This is a genomic window from Polaromonas sp. (genome assembly GCF_041689105.1).
In the GTDB taxonomy this organism is placed as follows: domain Bacteria; phylum Pseudomonadota; class Gammaproteobacteria; order Burkholderiales; family Burkholderiaceae_C; genus Polaromonas.
Map to the genome: position 1 here is coordinate 39,358 of NZ_JBDNGU010000088.1, position 16,158 is coordinate 55,515.

A 16,158-nucleotide genomic window follows, 5' to 3' on the forward strand; every position below is an offset into this window, starting at 1 on the left:
TCAGCATCAAACCGGGGCCCATAACTCGATGGGTAAATCATCGAGCGGGCCTTTGGCGCGTCCGCACAGTTTGAAGCCTCGCGGAAACGAAGCCAGTTGTGGTGGCGATTCCGGGCGGACCTGATTCGCGTCCAATTTCACTGCGATCACAGCTCGCTGCAATGTTGCAACGTCTGCCCGTCGCAGAGCGACGGCCGCGTAGTCTCGATCAAGAAGCCAGGGCGTGTCGACCGGGACGGCCCCAAGAATCAGTGCCACACCCGGCAGGTTGTAAAAGTCTAGAAATGGCGCCCCCGGCGCAATGCCGCATTGCCGTGCGGCAACCTGGATGTCCTTAACAAGACGCGCTGTTTTCGCGTCTACTTTCACGGTGCCGAGCGCATCAATGGACACGGGATGAGTCTGCTCCCCTATCGGGTGCATACGGTAAGGTTGGTCGCCGCTGCCAATCACTTGAAACAGTACGATGGTGCCAAACAGAACGCTTGCCCAAGCTGCCCGGTTATCCGCCTGCTGGCTCGAGAACCCCAGTAGCCCCACGATAGCGCCCCATGGCGCCAAAGCCGTCATGATTTGTATTTGCAGCGGGTTCCAGGTGCCGAGGGCGACGGCAAATGGCAGAGCAAGGAGTATCCCGCAGAGCAGTACGGACCGGTCGTTGTTTAGCCATTGTCCGGTGCTTGCGAGCAAGGCAAGGGCCAAGCACCCGACCAATGGTAAAGCTTGTGTCGTGTACCGACTCATTCCCCCGGTCAAATGATCATTCGTCACCAGCAGAACCGCAAACCACGCAAGTCCGATAGAGCCGAGTAGTTTTGGTTTCCATTTCAAACCCAGCACGAAGCAAGCCAGCGGTCCCCAGAACGCCAGAATGGCATTTGCCAACATGCTCGCCACGTCCGTTGCGCTTCGGATCACTCTTCCCACCGTGGTTTTATCGCCTTGAGCAAACCAGACGATTTCGATACCAGCGCGAAATTGCCGAATCGCTTCTTCAAAGCCTGTCTTCAAATACACCGTTAGCGCTACCGTGGCGATGACGCTTGCCAGCAGCAGCAACAGCTCAAACTGCCTGGCCCGCTGCCTCCGTGCCAAGGCTGCCTGCGCGCCAAGCAACAAGCCCGCGACGCCCAGCCCTGCGGAAAATTTGCAGAGTATCGTGATTCCCAACGCGGCGCCCGCCAGCACGGCGAGCGCTTGGGCCCGTCCGCCGCTGTATGTCATTGACAGCAGCCCCAAGCCCATGGCGAAACAGGCGCCACTGGCGCTCAGAAGGTTATACGATGGCGTGAAGCTCAACAATGAGCCATACAGCAGGGCACCGCTCGCCGCGGAGGACAAAGTAGCCCATCGTGCCGCGCGCCCAACTGGAGCGTTCATGCCAGCCAGTGGCGCAGCTCGTAACATGCCCCAAGCCAGCAGCACCGCGGATGCTGTCACGAGTCCCAAACCCACCGCGCGGAAAGCGACGATGCTGCCACTGACCTGCCACAAGGCGTTGCCGATCCAGTGCCACGGCGTGAAAAAAAGCCGAATGTTATCGGCGTGTATTGAGCTGAGCAGATAGAAGGACTCGTCCGTCAGCTCCAATCCATGCCCCAGCCCATGGAGGTGCCAGAAAAAAGTGGCTGCGGCCAGAGCCATGGCGAGCCAGGGCGGTGCCAGGACCATAAGGGCCTGCGCTGATCGTAGGAGGGGTGGGCGGGTTGCCTCAGGCATGGGTGGCAAACACCAGCCGCGCCATCATGAAGTAGGACAACAAGGCTAGCGGAACCAGCAGCAGAGCCTGGATGAGCAGCGTGTTGCTGATCCAGGCCGACAACCATTCGATCAGCGCCAGGTTGACACCATACAACAGCAAATAACAGGCTAGAAAACGCGGGTACAGTTTTGGAGATAACTGGCGGAACGCATAGCCACCGGTAGTGAAAAAGTTGAAAACGCTGCCCGTCACCATTCCGCCAAGCAAGGCAAGCCATATGGGCGCTCCAGCCAGGATCCCAACGGCGTAAACAACGTAACCGAACAGCGTGTTGATTCCCCCGGAAAGCAAAAACCGCAAAAATTGGCTGTCTCGCAAGAGTGCCGCGCTCCGGCTGGTATTCCAGGCCGAAACGCAGCGTTGCCAACGGTCAGTCATGCTTGAACCCTGCAACAAACATATTGCCGACGTTCACACTGACGCGGGAACGCTCAAGACCTGTCGCCCCGAGCAAGCGCGACATCATTGACTTCACGGCCGCAGGCAACGGGGCCAGACGCAACCAGTAGCCCAGCCGGTAGCGATTGGCAAAGGCCTGTACCGTCACCCCCCGGTATCCCGCGTCCTCCAACAGGCGCCGCACGCTGGGTTGGGAAAACAGTTGCATGTGTTCAACATCGATAATCGGAGAGCGCTTGCCCAGAAGGCGGTTTACCGGGCTTCGGTAGTCGTGCGTGACGGCAATGAAGGCCCCTCCCGGTCGCAGCAGACGCAACGCTGCTTCGACAATGACGCGTGGGTCACGCACATGCTCAAGCGTCATAAAGCAGCACACCAGGTCGAAAGAAGCCGGCCTGAAGTCCACCTCCTGGAAAACGCCTTCACGTATCCACGCGCGGCGATGCGCCGGTGCGGCCCGGATGGCTGCGGTGGACGGCTCAACGCCCACCAGTTCGGAGAAGCCCGCTTGTCTCAGGCAGTCCAGAAAAATCCCGGTACCCGTACCAATTTCCAGGGCGCTACCGGACTTTTCAAGTTTCGCCAAGACGGCCTGAGCAGCGCGCAGGTAGGCAACGGCTGCATCGTTGGCCTCCTCGGCGCTGTCGTAGTCGGCCTGATGGTAAGCGCGGGCCAATTCGTCGGCCGCAGGTGGCTGGTCGACATAAACCACGTCGCAGACGGTGCATTGCAGCAAGCGGTGGCACATGTATTCAGGCGCCTTGCGCGACGAAAAGCTGAAACTCGACAGCTTGGCCGGATCAATGTTCTTTTCCAGAAACAGTCGGCCCCGGTCAGCGCTTGCATGGCAAACCGGGCAGGGTCTGGACAGGGTGTTCATGGGTGGTTGTTCTTCAGAAAATCCGGCGCGTTAAGGCGCTGGTGCAGTGTAAAGAATGGCAAGATAACCTTCCAGCTCGAACGCCTGCTCCCGGGTGTACACACTGTCGAAATCTTCAATGAGACCGGCGGCCAGTGGCTGACTGATCTGGACGACGAGCCAGCCACTGCGGCGGAGCGATCCGGCAGTCTGGCGCAGAAACTCCCTGCGTATGGCTGGCGCAAACATATACACGTTCGCAGGGCCGTGAATAGCGCTCCAAACCGCGTCGGCCGAGGTGGAAGAGGGGTTGACTGTGGGCCCCATCACCGTGACGGGCCTGGCCGCCAGCCGTTGTGTGCGCGCTATGACCTTCTGTGCACTGTCCGGGAAAAGGTCGGAACCTGGCCCAGGACCGGGAAGCGCTGCGCGTATCCAATGGGGATCGAACCACGGTTGGGCAACTGCCTGAGCGCCTGCACGCCAGGGCTCCCAACCGAACACGCTGAACCAGCCTAGCAGGCACGCAAGCAGGGCGGCTGAAAGCCCCCGGCCGAAACCGTTTGTCCGGGCCCAGGCATGAAGCAGCACCAGCAGCAGGAAGGGCAGCAGGTTCAGCACGTTGTTGTCGTGGCTGCGGCCGATGAAATACGAGAAAGTGGCATACGCCAACAGCGACAGCGCCATGCCGTGGCGCAGAGCTGCGGTGTTGCCATGGTGCCTGAAATTCGCCAGGTTGACCCACGTCCCCAAGGCCATCACAGCGACAAAAAACCAGAGGGTTCCACGGACGTTCACCGGCAAGGCGCCGGGCGGGTCAACGATGTAGGCGAACAGGCCCATTGCGGTGGGAAAGGTTCGGTACACCAGCCAATAACCGAGCAAGAAACCGGCGACCCCGACCAGCAACACGCCAGTGAGATGTCCAGCGCTGCGCAACAAAGTGGACGCTGGAGAGCCCCCTGAAGCGGCTTGCCGCAGCAACAGATAGTAAGGCCACCAAACGCAGGTCGCATAGAAGGCGGACTCGACCGACCAAAGTGATGTCAGGCCCCACGCCAGATGACCGATCCAGTAAGGAAATTCGCGACCCTGACGATCAGCCCGAAGCAGCAGCGCCACCATCGCCAGAACCGGGAGAAAGCGCATGCCGTTGACAGAGGGCGTGGCCGTTGGCGAGCCCAGCATCGGTGCGTAGGCGGTCCAGAAAAAGCAGCAGGCAAGGACGAGCAGCAGCACCAGCGCACGTTGCGCCAGCCCTACCGGCCCGGTCACGCGCAATGCCAACATGGCCGTGACTGCCGCAAACAAAAACGTCAGCAGTCCCACGAGGTAGTACATGCCAGCCCAGCATGTGTCGGTGCATGCCAGCGCGATTAACGCAGTGGGTCCGAGCCCGTATTGCGGCGGGAAATCCCTGAAAATTCGCGCGCCTGCCAGCAGCAACTCGCTCGGGCCGATGTAAGCTCCCCAGTGGTGCCAGGCCGTGTTCAGGACCTCGCGATGGTGATAGGTGAGGGTACAAAAACTCAAGACCAGGGCAGCCAGCACAAAAAGGGCTGTCTGCGCGCGCCTGCCTGCGGGTAGAGCGACTGTGACGGGCCGCAAAAAAAACCAGACAAAAACTGCCACGACAGCTGCCAGCAGTGCCAGTTCACCCATGGATACGCTCAACGTCCATCCCGCACGCCGCCACCAAGGCAGGACCGTGCCAACCAGCAACCCCGCAACCAGGCCAAACAGGGTCAGGGGTACCCGGTGGCGCGTAAGGGTGGAGAGCAGCGGTTTGATCTCGCCCGCCTCTCGGACCGGCCGCAGAAAAAGCGGCCAAAGCGCTAACAGCAGTCCCACTGCGGCATACAAGGCAAGCAGGGGCAGCTTGTCAGCCACGCTTGCGGTCGTTAGATTTCACAGTGCCTTGCCATCGGGGAGCAAGCCGGTAGACTTGCCGTGGCGGATCAGCGCGGAGCGGATCAGACGCGGGCGCCCTTTGACCTCGACCATGATTTTTGCAACGTATTCTCCGACCAGACCGATTGCAAAAAGGTTCAGCGATCCGAACATCAGGACGACAATCAAGAGAGTGGTCGCTCCTCGCGGCGCGATTTCCGGAAAAAGAAGGCGTAGCAATCCAACAATGATCGCAGCGAAGGTCGACAGGGCCAGCAACACCACACCTGCAGTCGTCAGCATGGTTAAAGGCGTGTTGCTGAAGGAGAAAATGCCCCGTTTGGCCCAATCAACGTTTTTGAGCAAACTATTGGTTGAGCGTCCAAACATCCTTTCGGGACGCACATAGTCGACGCCGGTTTGCTTGAAACCGACATAGGCTCGCAGGCCGCGCACAAACAGGTCGCGCTCGGGGCACTTGAGCAGCCAGCCGACCACGCGCCGGTCCATCAGCGAAAAATCGCCCGCGTCCAAAGGAATGTCGACGTAACTAAATGCCGCGAAGACCCGGTAAAACGCCTTGTACATGAGCCCCCAGTGCCAAGCCATCTCCCGCCGCACTCGCCGACCATAGACCACGTTATAGCCGGCTTTCCATTGAGCGTACATCTGCTCAATGAGTTCTGGCGGATCCTGCAGATCACCGTCGAGCAGCACCACCGCGTCTTTGGTAGAAAGCTCCATCCCGCTACGAAAAGCCATTTGCGAGCCGAAATTGCGCGAGTGCGAAATTCCCATCACATGCGGATCTGTCGCACTGATCTCACAAATCACCTGCTCGCAGCCGTCCGGGCTGCCGTCATTGACAAAGATGATCTCGTAATCAATCCCCAATTTTCTGAATGTGTCCGTCAAGCGCCGGTACATGATGGGAATTGCCTCGGCATCCTTGTAACAGGCCACAATGGCCGAGATGCTTCGTTGACGCTGGGCGCTTTCTTTTTTGCTGCTGGATGTGAAGTCAGCTTCGTTGAGCTGGGAGACCCAGTCCGCAGACATCCGCAGGCCCTCTTCCAGTTCAATCGTGGCCTTCCAGCCCAAGGCTTGCTCAGCCTTGCGCGGGTTGGCGTACCAGCCTGGCAAATCCCAGTCACGGCCTTCCATGCTGCCGAAACGAGGCTCCTCGTTGACTGAGAATACCCGCCGGGTCAGCGCCGCGAGTTCGGCGATGGTGGTCTGGGCTCCGCTGCCGATATTGAAGCTTTCTCCGTAGAGCTGCGGATGCAGTTTGACCGCAGCCATGACAAAGGCTGCACAAACATCATCAACATGGACAAAATCGCGTGACGTGCGCGGGTCCACGAACGGCGGAAGTCTGCCCTTCAGCGCCTGATGCAGCAGATTGGGGATAAGTCGCGATGTGTCCTCCATCGCCCCGTACACCGCATACAGGCGAAGGTTGACGCAGGGAAAACCATGCTCTTTTCCCATATAGCGCAGGTAATTGGCCCCCGCCAGCTTCGACACTGCATAGTGACTGTTGGGTTCGCAGGCGGCATCTTCTTCCGGGGCCGTGCAGTTTTTGCCGTACTCCGAAGAACTGCCGGCATGGATAAACGCCGAAAACGGGCGTTTGACCAATTGGCTGACCAAGGTGACAAGTGACTGGTAATTGGTCTGGTGGATCAGGCCAGGATCTTCCTCAAACGAATAGGCGCCATAGGCGACACAGTCAAAAACGGTTTGCGGCGTGATGCTATCCACCAGATTTTTCGTCGCCGCCGCGTCATTGAGGTCCACGGCAACTATCAGCTCGTCCTTGACGTCCGCCAGGCGCCAGTTTTTCTCCCGCATCACAACGGCATAGACATCATTACGCACGCTGGCAATGAGCTTGAAGAGGTTGGCGCCGATAAAGCCGGAAGCGCCTGTGACAAGAATGGGACCCTTCAGCGCCCGGATACTGACCTGAATATCCTGCATGGATCAGTCGCTCTCCAGCGCCGTCAGGACGCTCACGGGGTCCAACGCGCTGGCTTGTCGCAAAAACCGCTGCGAGCCATACCGTTCGAAGTGATGGGCGCGGGCATAGTGATGGACGAATCGTTTGAGGTGCAATCCGTGGTCCAGAAAATGCAAAGCCAGCTCCGAACCGAAGCTGCCACGACGAACGTGTTCTTCTGCCACATGCAAAACTCCTGATGATGCGATCTGCGCCAGCAGACCATCAGGCAGGGGGTTGTGCTCCAGCGGCAGTTCCGCCACAGCCCAAAGCTTGGGCCGGACCGCTTGCGGCATTTGTTGAAAGGGGGCAATGTAGGTGCCGGCCAACGGCCCGACTGCAATCACCACCGGCCCGTTTCCTTCGGTGAGCTGCCTCCAGGGCGCATAGGCGGCCACCTCGTAGCCTATCGGGGGTTCTCCCTTTCCCATACGCAGATAGGCAGGGTGCTGGACCTCACCGGCCCTGGCGATAACCGCCGCCATATCCTCATCGAACACCGGGACGTAGACGCGAAAATTCGGCAAGGTGAGCAAAACCCCGTAGTCTTCAATGGCGTGATGCGTGGGCCCCATGACGCCATAACCGTATCCGCCACCATTGCCGATCAGTTTGACCGGCAAGTCATGAAAGGCGACATCATTGCGGATTTGCTCGAAGGGGCGCGCATAACAAAAGGGGGCAATGCTGTAGACCCAAACGTCAAGGCGCTGCTGCGACATTCCAGCGGCGACTGAAATCATATTCTGTTCAGCCACACCGGCATTGATAAAACGCGGCCCCAAAGCAGTTTGCAGCGCTTCCAGTGCCATGAAGCCCAGGTCACCTGTCAGGAAAACAAAGTCAGGTTTGGAGGCACGCGCCACGAGCGCGTCACAAAGTTGCTTTCTCACGGCACGTCAATTTCGTGGATGGCCTGCTCGAATTGAGACGCGGCCAGCGGCAAGTAGTGCCATTCCATGCGGTTTTCCATGAATTCAACGCCATGCCCCTTGATGGTTTTGAGAACGATGATGTTCAGGCGCGGTTCGCCGGCGGCCAGCGCCGCGCGCAGGGCATCGGGGTCATGGCCGTCAATGACCTGTACATGTGCATCGAAGCCCTGCAGGCGTTCCCACAACGGCGACATCGATGCCACAGCGGCTGTCGAGCCGAATCCCTGCAAATTGTTGTGGTCGACCAGCACAAAGAGATTGTCCAGCCGGTGGTGACAGGCAAAGATCAGCGCCTCCCAGGTAGAACCCTCCTGCCATTCACCATCAGACGTCAGGCAAAAAACCCTGGCCGTCTCGTCCTTCAGCTTGAAAGCCAGAGCCGTCCCTGCGGCCAGAGACAGGCCATGACCCAGACTGCCGGTCGCGAAGGGAATCCCGGCAATGCCCTGGGCCGGAGGGTGACCAGCCAGCAGGGTGTCGTCACGGTGAAAGGTCGTCAGGTCCGCATCGCTCAAGCGTCCGGTGCTCCACAGCGCGGTGTACAGAGCGCCTGCGGAATGTCCTTTGGACAAAATGAATTGGTCATTGCCCTTCAGGAACTCGTGGAAGACGACGAGCATGGCATCCAGCGCCGATAAATTGCCGCCTATGTGACCCACGCCGCTGTCGAAGTGCATCTGCAGCAGTCGCTTGCGTGCGCGGGAAAAGTCTTGAGGTGCCAGCATCAGCGCATTCTACCTATGCCAACCTTTCGCGAGGCTCCCTCAAGCCGAGCATTTCCCAGCCATTGAGGGACCTGTTTCAAGGCTTCAGCCAGCCGTTGACCTGATCGATCACTTCTGTTTTTGGCCCGCCCGCCAGCGCTTGCAGCCGCACGCGTGAAATCAGGTAAACGAAACGCGCCTGCGCCAGATCGCGCTGGGCCGAGACCTTTTGCTGCTCGGCGTTGAGCGTATCCACCAAGGTGCGGCTACCCGCTTCGAACGAGCGGCGGTTGGACAGAACGACCTGCTCCGTTGAGCGCACGGCCTGTTCGAGTGCCCGAACCTTCAGCACACCTTCTGTAACGCCGCGAAATTCGCGGTGCAGTCGCACGCCCAGGTCGCGGCGCAAGGCCTCCAGCGCCTGCCCGACGCGCTCCTGCTCAGCCAGCGCCTGTCGCACCTGGGAATTCACATAACCGCCCGCAAAGATCGGGACATTGAGTTGCAGTCCGATCGACTTGTTGGTGTAGCGGTTGTTGACGCTGGTGACGGTATCACTGTCATTGCGAGACCATTGCGCGACGACGTCCAGTGTCGGGAAGTGGCCCGCTTGTGCTTTTTCCACTTCATACCGCGCTGCCTCAAGTTGGGCTTTCAGTGACTGGATTTCCGGGCTGGTGGCCTCGGCACGCTCTATCCAGTCCTCCACGCGGTTTGGAGTCGGCGCAACCAATTGCATCTTCTGCGCATCCAGCACGGCCAGGTGATCGATCGGGCGATTGATCAGGGTCTGGAGTTGCCGGCGTGTGAAGTCCACGTTCTGGCGGGCCTCGAGTTCCTGTGCCACGTTGAGATCCAGGGCTGCCCGCGCCTCGTCAATATCGGTTCGGGTCCCGGCGCCGGCCGCCAGACGTTTGCGTGCCGCATCGAGCTGGGTGGTGTAGGCGGTTTTTTGCGCCTGAACCAGCGCCAGCTGTTCTGCAGTCAGCAAGGCCTCAAAGTAGGCACCGCTGACACGCACTGCAACGTTTTGCAGCTCGCGCTCCAGAATGGCGTTGGCATCGTCGACCTGCGCTTGCGCCTGACGGTAGTCCGCCACCTGGACCATGCGAAAGATCGGTTGGCGCAGGGTCAGCGCGTCGCTGCCGCTGCCGTAACGGATGTTGGTGGTAACCGGGTTGCCCTGAAAGTTGGGCGTGGTGCTTTCGAGGTTGTTGCGGTTGCGCGAAACGCTGGCTGACAGATTCGGCAGAAGTTGCGCGCGCGCCTGGGGCACACGCTCGCGGCGCGCGTCGGTTGCCGCCCGCGTCGCGCGTATGGATGCGTCCTCGGCCAGGGCCGCCTCGTAGGCCTGCTGCAGGTCAAGCGACCAGGCCGGCATGCAAGCGGCGCTAAAGGACAGTGCAGCGACAAGCGCCAGGAGCCGGCGGGCCGGGCGTCGACGCGATGCGGGACGGGACAGGGTATTCAACAGACTACTCCTCATTCATGGACGCGGCAATGCGCTTGGTCAGCGGATGCAGCAGATAAGTCAGCATCGAGCGCTCGCCGGTTCTTAGAACCACCTCAACCGGCATGCCAGGCTGCATCTGACGCTTGCCCAGCTTCTTCAGCCCCTCTGGCGTCACGGTTACCCGCGCCAGATAATAGGCCATGCCGTTTTGCGGGTCGGTCAGCAGATCGGCTGACACCGAAACCAGCTTGCCCTGCACCACCAATTGCGGAGAATGCGCAAAAGATGAAAAGCGCACATCCACCGGCATGCCGGCATGCACGCTGTCAATCAGGTGCGGCAGCACCCGCGTTTCCAGCAGCAGCGATTCATTGGCAGGTACCACATCCAGCAATTTCTGACCCGGGGCAATCACGCCGCCAACGGTCTGCGTGGCCAGTGCAACCACCTGGCCCGCCGCCGGCGAGCGGATCTCGGTGCGTGCCAGTTCATCCTGCAGCGCGATGAACTTCCCTGAATCGCTGAGCACCTCCCGCGTTACTTCGGCCAGTTGCGACTCCACTTCCTTGCGGTATTCCTGCTGCCGGGAAATGGAGCGCTGGCGCAGTTCAGCCATGGCGCGTTTGGCCCGTATCGTATTTCCCTGGAGTTCAGCAATCGCAGTGCTCGATTCAGAAACCTGCCGCTCCAGTTCCAGCTGGCGATTACGCGGCACGTAACCTTCCTTGACCAGGCCGCGCGTGTTGGTGAGCTCTTCGTTCAGCAATGCGAGCTGGTTGCGCCGGTTGCCCATCATGCCCTCATAAGCCTGCGAGAGTCCCTGTTGGCCCTGGACGCTTTCCTCGATGCCCTGCAGGTCTGCACGCAAAGCGGCTTTGCGCGACTGAAACAACTGCTCCTGGTTCATCATTTGCTGGCGGATCAGCGGATCTCCTGCGGCAGCCTGCAAGTCCGGGTGAAAGGTGATGGTGTTTTGGCCGCCCTGTTCGGCCAGCAGGCGCGCCTGGGTGGCACGCAGTCCCAGGTAGCGCTGCCGAACGGACCCGAAGTTTGCCTGGGCGGTCGCATCATCAAGTCGGATCAACAACTGCCCTTCCTTGACCTGATCCCCTTCGCCGACCAGCACTTCCTTGATGATGCCGCCGCTCAAATGCTGGACCGTCTTGCGTTTGGTATCTATCGCGACGTGCCCCTGACTGGGAATGCCTTCATCCAGCGGGGCCAAGGCCGCCCACAGCAGAAAGCCGCCAAAGCCGATGCCCAGCGCCCACAGGCCGATGCGCCCGCCCCGGCCCAGGTCGGATTGGGGGGCATCGCCCCAGATCGGCTCTCCCACGGTGGGCGCGTCAGCGGGGCGGGTCAGGCGTTTCAAGAAATCTGGTTTGGCCATGGCGGACTCTGGTGAAAAGTAATGAAAAAGGGGCGCTGTAGCCGACTCATTCCATTTTCAGATCGATAGGAGATTAGGCGCGAAGCCGCAGACAGTGCTGTAGCACGGCAAGGCGAAGCAACAACATATCGTATTGATCTGGACATGGAATCAGGCGAGCTGGGGTGACATCGGCGGCACCGGTGGTGCGGAAGAGGGCGCGGCAGCGGGGGAGCGCAAGGCGGCCAGCACGGCCTCCTTCGGCCCATCGGCAAAAATCTCGCCATCCCGAAGAACCATGAGTCGGTCCGCCACGGCAATGGCGCCGGGTCGATGCGTGATCAGAAAGACAGTTTTTCCTTTGGCTTTCAGCTCGCGCACCGTGCGCAGCAAGGCGGCTTCGCCGGCGTCGTCCAGATTCGCATTCGGCTCGTCCAGCACGATCAGGGACGGCTCACCGTAGATCGCGCGCGCCAGGCCAATGCGTTGCCGTTGTCCGCCAGACAGCAGGTTACCGGCCTCGCCGATAGACGTGTCGTAACCTTTGGGAAAGCGCAGGATCATCTCGTGCATTCCGGCGCAGCGCGCCGCCGCGATCACCTTGTCGGAATCGACCTCACCAAGGCGCGCAATATTCTCCGCAATCGAGCCCTCGAACAGCTCCACATCCTGCGGCAGATAGCCCAGATGGGGCCCGAGTTCGATGCGATTCCAGGCCTGGATCGGCAAACCGTCGAGCAGCGTTTCTCCGATCACGTCCGGCCAGATTCCGACCATGACCCTGGCCAGCGTGGACTTGCCCGACCCGGACGGCCCCAGCACGGCCACCACGGTCCCCGCTGGAACCGCGAACGACACATTTTTCAAAATCGGTGTCGTGCGTCCTGCGGCACTGGCAAACACCTGGTGCAGCGTGATCTCGCCCGTGGGCCCGACCCGCGTCAGCGCCGGGTCGCGTTCCGGGTAGTCCGCCAGCAGCTTTTCGAGCCGGGCAAAGGCGTTTTTACTCGACACAAAACCGCGCCAGGTGCTCACCAACTGGTCAATCGGCGCGAGCGCGCGCGCCATCAGCACGTTCGCTGCAATCATGGCGCCAGGCGATATTTGCCCGTCAATCACCAGCAAGGCGCCGGCCCCCAGCGACAGCGACTGCTGGCTGTACCGAATGAACTTGCTCCAGGCGGTCACGCGATGGGTCAGGCCTTGCGCGGAGGCGCTTTTGTCCATCCAGACCGCATATTTGTCATTCCAGCGCCTTTGCAGATTGCCGATCATGCCCATGGACTCCAGCACTTCCGCGTTTCTTAATTTACTTTGCAGGTAGCTGTTGGTTTCACTGCTGACTTTGGCCGCTTCTTCGGAAGGGGCGACGGTGTGCCGGTGTCCAAACCAGGCCAGCGCAGCCTGGATCACGGCGAACAGCAGCGATAAAATGCCCAGCCAGGGATGCAGAAAAAAGGTGACCGCAATATAGATGGGCGCCCACGGCGCATCAAACAGCGCGAAGATGCCGCTGCCCGTCATGAACTGGCGAATCTGGATCAGGTCGCCGAAAGCCCGCGACGGACTCTTCGATGACTGGCTCAGGTAGTCCTCGAAACTGGCATTGAAAACCCGGGTGCTGAGCTGCTCGTCAAAGCGCATGCCAGCCCGGACCAGCACCCGCGAGCGCAGCCACTCTGAACACGCCATCACGCCGAACAGGAACAACGTAATGACCGAAACCGCAAGCAGTGTGAGTTCGCTTTGACTGGTCAGGACGCGGTCAAATATCTGCAGCATGTAGAGGGTCGGCGCCAGCATCAGCAGATTTGTCAAAAAGCTCAGTAGCCCGACGAGCAGGAATTCCTCGCGGAAAGCCCACAGCGTGGCAGTTAATTCACTGCGATTGAAGAATTCGGGTGTTTTCATGAGTAGGTTCTGTTTTCGCATCCGTGCGTCAGGCCATGCTGGCGAGGGCACCGCCGCTGCCCGGGCGGGACTGCGCCGCAGCCTGTTCATTGGCCTGTTTCAAGGCGGCCAACACTTCATCCCGGGGGCCGAAGGCCTGCATGATGCCGTCGCGCAAGACCAGCATTTTGTCCGCTACCGCCAACACACTGGTGCGGTGCGTCATGACGACAAAGGTCGTGCCCCGCGCCTTGAGTTCCAGGATCGCAGAGGCAAGGGCCGCGTCGCCAGCCTCGTCCAGGCTGGAATTGGGCTCATCCAGGATCACCAGCACCGGGTCACCATAAATGGCACGCGCCAGAGCCACCCGCTGGCGTTGACCGCCAGACAACATGGCGCCCTCCCGGCCGACCGGACTGTCGTAACCCTCTGGCAGGCTCATGATGAAATCGTGCAGGCCGACGGCACGGGCGGCGGCCTTGATCTTGGCGTTCTCGATGTCGCCGAAGCGGGCGATATTTTCTGCCAGGGTGCCTTCGAGAAGCTCCACCCCTTGCGGCAGATAGCCGATGTGCGGACCCAGCTCGCTTTTGTCCCAGGTAAAGATATCTGCGCCGTCAAGCCGTACCTTGCCGCCCGCTGCCGGCCAAAGACCCACCAGCAGCCGCGCCAGGGTGGTCTTGCCCGACGCGGAGGGACCGACCACTGCCAGGACTTCACCCGGGGACAGACTGAAGGCCACATTCTTGATGATGGCCGGTCCGCCACTGGGCGCACCCGCCATCAGGCTTTCCACTTGCAGCAGGCCGTGCGGGGCTGGCAGTGTCATCGCGACCGGCCGGCGCGGGACGGTCGCCAGCAGACCCTCCAGACGTTGCCAGGCATCACGGACGTTGACCACCGTGCGCCACTGGGTCACGATCTGGACCAATGGTGCCAGCACCCGGCCGCCCAGGATCGAACCGACGATCATCATGCCGGCGCCGCCGTTGAGCTGGTTGTGCAGCAGCAGCCAGGCGCCCAGCCCCAGCAACAGCGAGCCCATGGTGACTTGCAGGAACTTGGTGGCCGCCTGGTAACCTCCCGCCCGGTCTGAGGCGATCGCCTGCAAGCCCAGAAACTCCCGCTGCTTGCCCATCCAGCGGCGGTGAATATCGCGCAGCATGCCCATGGACTCGATCACTTGCGCATTGCGCAGCGAACTGTCGGCATATTGCTGCGCTGCAATCGCGCTGCGATTGGCGGCCACCAAAGGCGGCTGCGTGTTCTTTTCATTCAGCCAGCCCACAAAAACCTGTACCAGCGAGCCCACCACCGCCGACCAGCCCAGCACCGGACTGATGGCAAACATCAAACCCAAAAAGACCAGTGACACGGGGGCTTCCATCAGCGCCAGCAGCGGGGGCGAATACAGGAATTCCCGGACCACTCGAAAGTCGTTGATCGGTTGCACACTGCCGCCGGGCATGCGTTTGAGATTGGCCTCGAAGATCGCGTCAAAAACCCGATTGCGCATCTTGTGGTCCAGCTGCACGCTCCCCTCGTACAAAATCTCGGCGCGTGCCCATTCCAGAATTTCCATCAGCACGTACGCCCCCAGCACCAGCACGGTCAGCATCGCCAGTGTCATGTGGCTGCGGCTGTTGATGACCCGGTCATAAACCTCCAGCATGTAGCCGCTGGGGGCGAGGATCAGCAGGGAGGCGCACAGGCTGAACCAGGTGGCCCGGACAAAGTAAGGCCGAAGCGTCGTCATGGCGCGGCGCAATTCAGAAGGTGTTTTTTGAGAGATCATGTGGCCTCCTCAACCATCACGTATTCAGGGATTTCGCCCAGGTCTTGCTCCGCAGCAAGGGGAACTTCTTCGCCTTCGCCGGGCATTAAAAACAGGAAAGACAGCTCAAAGCCGTCGGCAGCCGTACGGGACAACACGATCTCCCGCAACTTTTTTTCATGAAAGCTCGCCTCGTCGCCCGGCTGCAGCGCCAGATGAAACCGGATACGCCCATCCAGGGTATACATGGACAGCTGCCCCGCCTTGACACTGAGCGTGTGGCGGTCGAAGTAAACCGGGCAGGTATCGGTAAAGCGCAGCAGCGGCAGCGGCTTGTCACCCAGCCGGGTCAGGTTGAACGGGCTGGCGGGGTGCTGGTAGACAAGGCGGCTGGTCCGCGAAACCGAGTAAATCGCGTTACACACCATTTGGGATCCCATGGCCGGAAACTTTTCTCGCAGTAATTTGTAGGCCAGGTGATGAAGCGTCACGCGGTTCCAGCAGCGCGACTCCTGCACCAAGGGCGCCAATGCGTTGCACACCTGCGCAAACGCTTGCTGCAGTGCGCGCAGGCTGGTCAGCTGCTCTGACGAACCATTCAGGGGAATGCGCAACATAAAATTCATATAGGAAGCGGATTGTACGGCTTCCTATATGAATTTTTAAGGCCACTTCGCCAAGTTGTGATCCGGATCACAAAGAAAACTCACACGACGCAGGTCGGGTTAGCGCAGCGTAACCCGACATCCTCTGCTGCCTGCCGGTCTGCGCCACGAACCTCCCCGAATCCTGTAGGTCGGGTTAGCGCAGCGTAACCCGACATCCTCCGCCACGGACGCCGACCAAGCCAAGAACGTCGATGTCGGGTTACGCCTTCGGCTAACCCGACCTACAAGACTGCTTGCCGGCCTGCGCCACGAAGCTCCCCGAATCCTGTAGGTCGGGTTAGCGCAGCGTAACCCGACATGTTCCGCCACGGACGCCGACAGACATCCTTCGCCACGGACGCCGACAGCGCCAAGAACGCCGATGTCGGGTTACGCCTTCGGCTAACCCGACCTACAAGACTGCTTGCCGGCCTGCGCCACGAAGCTCCCCGAATCCTGTAGGTCGGGTTAGCG

The 16,158-nt window shown here is 60.4% G+C and carries 12 protein-coding genes; all 12 read right to left on the bottom strand.

All coding sequences use genetic code 11. The features are described from left to right. Nucleotides 1-6: 6 nt before the first annotated feature. The gene (locus tag ACESMT_RS08590; protein ID WP_372826154.1) at nt 7-1,644 is read right to left on the bottom strand and encodes a hypothetical protein; all 1,638 of its coding nucleotides are present in this window, start codon (nt 1,642-1,644) and stop codon (nt 7-9) included. A gap of 67 nt (nt 1,645-1,711) precedes the next feature. Continuing rightward, nucleotides 1,712-2,140 (bottom strand): GtrA family protein, encoded by a 429-nt coding sequence (locus ACESMT_RS08595; RefSeq protein ID WP_372826155.1) that lies wholly within the window; start codon nt 2,138-2,140, stop codon nt 1,712-1,714. After that, a complete protein-coding gene (locus tag ACESMT_RS08600; RefSeq protein ID WP_372826156.1) occupies nt 2,133-3,041 on the bottom strand; it encodes a class I SAM-dependent methyltransferase in 909 nt (302 codons plus the stop codon). The genes ACESMT_RS08595 and ACESMT_RS08600 overlap by 8 nt, the downstream gene beginning before the upstream one ends. A 30-nt stretch (nt 3,042-3,071) precedes the next feature. Continuing rightward, complete coding sequence (locus tag ACESMT_RS08605) at nt 3,072-4,910, bottom strand: hypothetical protein (protein WP_372826157.1); 1,839 nt, start codon at nt 4,908-4,910, stop codon at nt 3,072-3,074. Between the two features lie 18 nt (nt 4,911-4,928). Beyond that, the gene (locus ACESMT_RS08610) at nt 4,929-6,893 is read right to left on the bottom strand and encodes an NAD-dependent epimerase/dehydratase family protein (RefSeq protein ID WP_372826158.1); all 1,965 of its coding nucleotides are present in this window, start codon (nt 6,891-6,893) and stop codon (nt 4,929-4,931) included. A gap of 3 nt (nt 6,894-6,896) precedes the next feature. Beyond that, on the bottom strand, nt 6,897-7,778 hold the full coding sequence (locus tag ACESMT_RS08615; RefSeq protein ID WP_372826159.1) for a transketolase: 882 nt from the start codon (nt 7,776-7,778) through the stop codon (nt 6,897-6,899). Nucleotides 7,779-7,801: 23 nt separating this feature from the next. Beyond that, nucleotides 7,802-8,572 (bottom strand): transketolase, encoded by a 771-nt coding sequence (locus ACESMT_RS08620; protein WP_372826160.1) that lies wholly within the window; start codon nt 8,570-8,572, stop codon nt 7,802-7,804. A gap of 76 nt (nt 8,573-8,648) precedes the next feature. Further along, a complete protein-coding gene (locus tag ACESMT_RS08625) occupies nt 8,649-10,022 on the bottom strand; it encodes a TolC family outer membrane protein (protein ID WP_372826161.1) in 1,374 nt (457 codons plus the stop codon). 4 nt (nt 10,023-10,026) lie between these two features. After that, nucleotides 10,027-11,394 carry an HlyD family type I secretion periplasmic adaptor subunit gene (locus tag ACESMT_RS08630; RefSeq protein WP_372826162.1) on the bottom strand — a complete coding sequence of 456 codons (1,368 nt, stop codon included), beginning with the start codon at nt 11,392-11,394 and terminating at the stop codon, nt 10,027-10,029. Between the two features lie 150 nt (nt 11,395-11,544). Then, nucleotides 11,545-13,284 (bottom strand): type I secretion system permease/ATPase, encoded by a 1,740-nt coding sequence (locus tag ACESMT_RS08635; protein WP_372826163.1) that lies wholly within the window; start codon nt 13,282-13,284, stop codon nt 11,545-11,547. A gap of 28 nt (nt 13,285-13,312) precedes the next feature. Next, entirely contained in the window at nt 13,313-15,058 is a 1,746-nt protein-coding gene (locus ACESMT_RS08640) for a type I secretion system permease/ATPase (RefSeq protein WP_372826164.1), read from the bottom strand. After that, a complete protein-coding gene (locus ACESMT_RS08645; RefSeq protein ID WP_372826165.1) occupies nt 15,055-15,654 on the bottom strand; it encodes a hypothetical protein in 600 nt (199 codons plus the stop codon). The genes ACESMT_RS08640 and ACESMT_RS08645 overlap by 4 nt, the downstream gene beginning before the upstream one ends. Between the last annotated feature and the right edge of the window lie 504 nt (nt 15,655-16,158).

Coding starts and splice junctions, on each gene's coding strand:
- ACESMT_RS08590 (WP_372826154.1), bottom strand. CDS start 1,644: ATGGCTCTGGCCGCAGCCACTTTTTTCTGGCACCTCCATGGGCTGGGG.
- ACESMT_RS08595 (WP_372826155.1), bottom strand. CDS start 2,140: ATGACTGACCGTTGGCAACGCTGCGTTTCGGCCTGGAATACCAGCCGG.
- ACESMT_RS08600 (WP_372826156.1), bottom strand. CDS start 3,041: ATGAACACCCTGTCCAGACCCTGCCCGGTTTGCCATGCAAGCGCTGAC.
- ACESMT_RS08610 (WP_372826158.1), bottom strand. CDS start 6,893: ATGCAGGATATTCAGGTCAGTATCCGGGCGCTGAAGGGTCCCATTCTT.
- ACESMT_RS08620 (WP_372826160.1), bottom strand. CDS start 8,572: ATGCTGGCACCTCAAGACTTTTCCCGCGCACGCAAGCGACTGCTGCAG.
- ACESMT_RS08630 (WP_372826162.1), bottom strand. CDS start 11,394: ATGGCCAAACCAGATTTCTTGAAACGCCTGACCCGCCCCGCTGACGCG.
- ACESMT_RS08635 (WP_372826163.1), bottom strand. CDS start 13,284: ATGAAAACACCCGAATTCTTCAATCGCAGTGAATTAACTGCCACGCTG.
- ACESMT_RS08640 (WP_372826164.1), bottom strand. CDS start 15,058: ATGATCTCTCAAAAAACACCTTCTGAATTGCGCCGCGCCATGACGACG.
- ACESMT_RS08645 (WP_372826165.1), bottom strand. CDS start 15,654: ATGTTGCGCATTCCCCTGAATGGTTCGTCAGAGCAGCTGACCAGCCTG.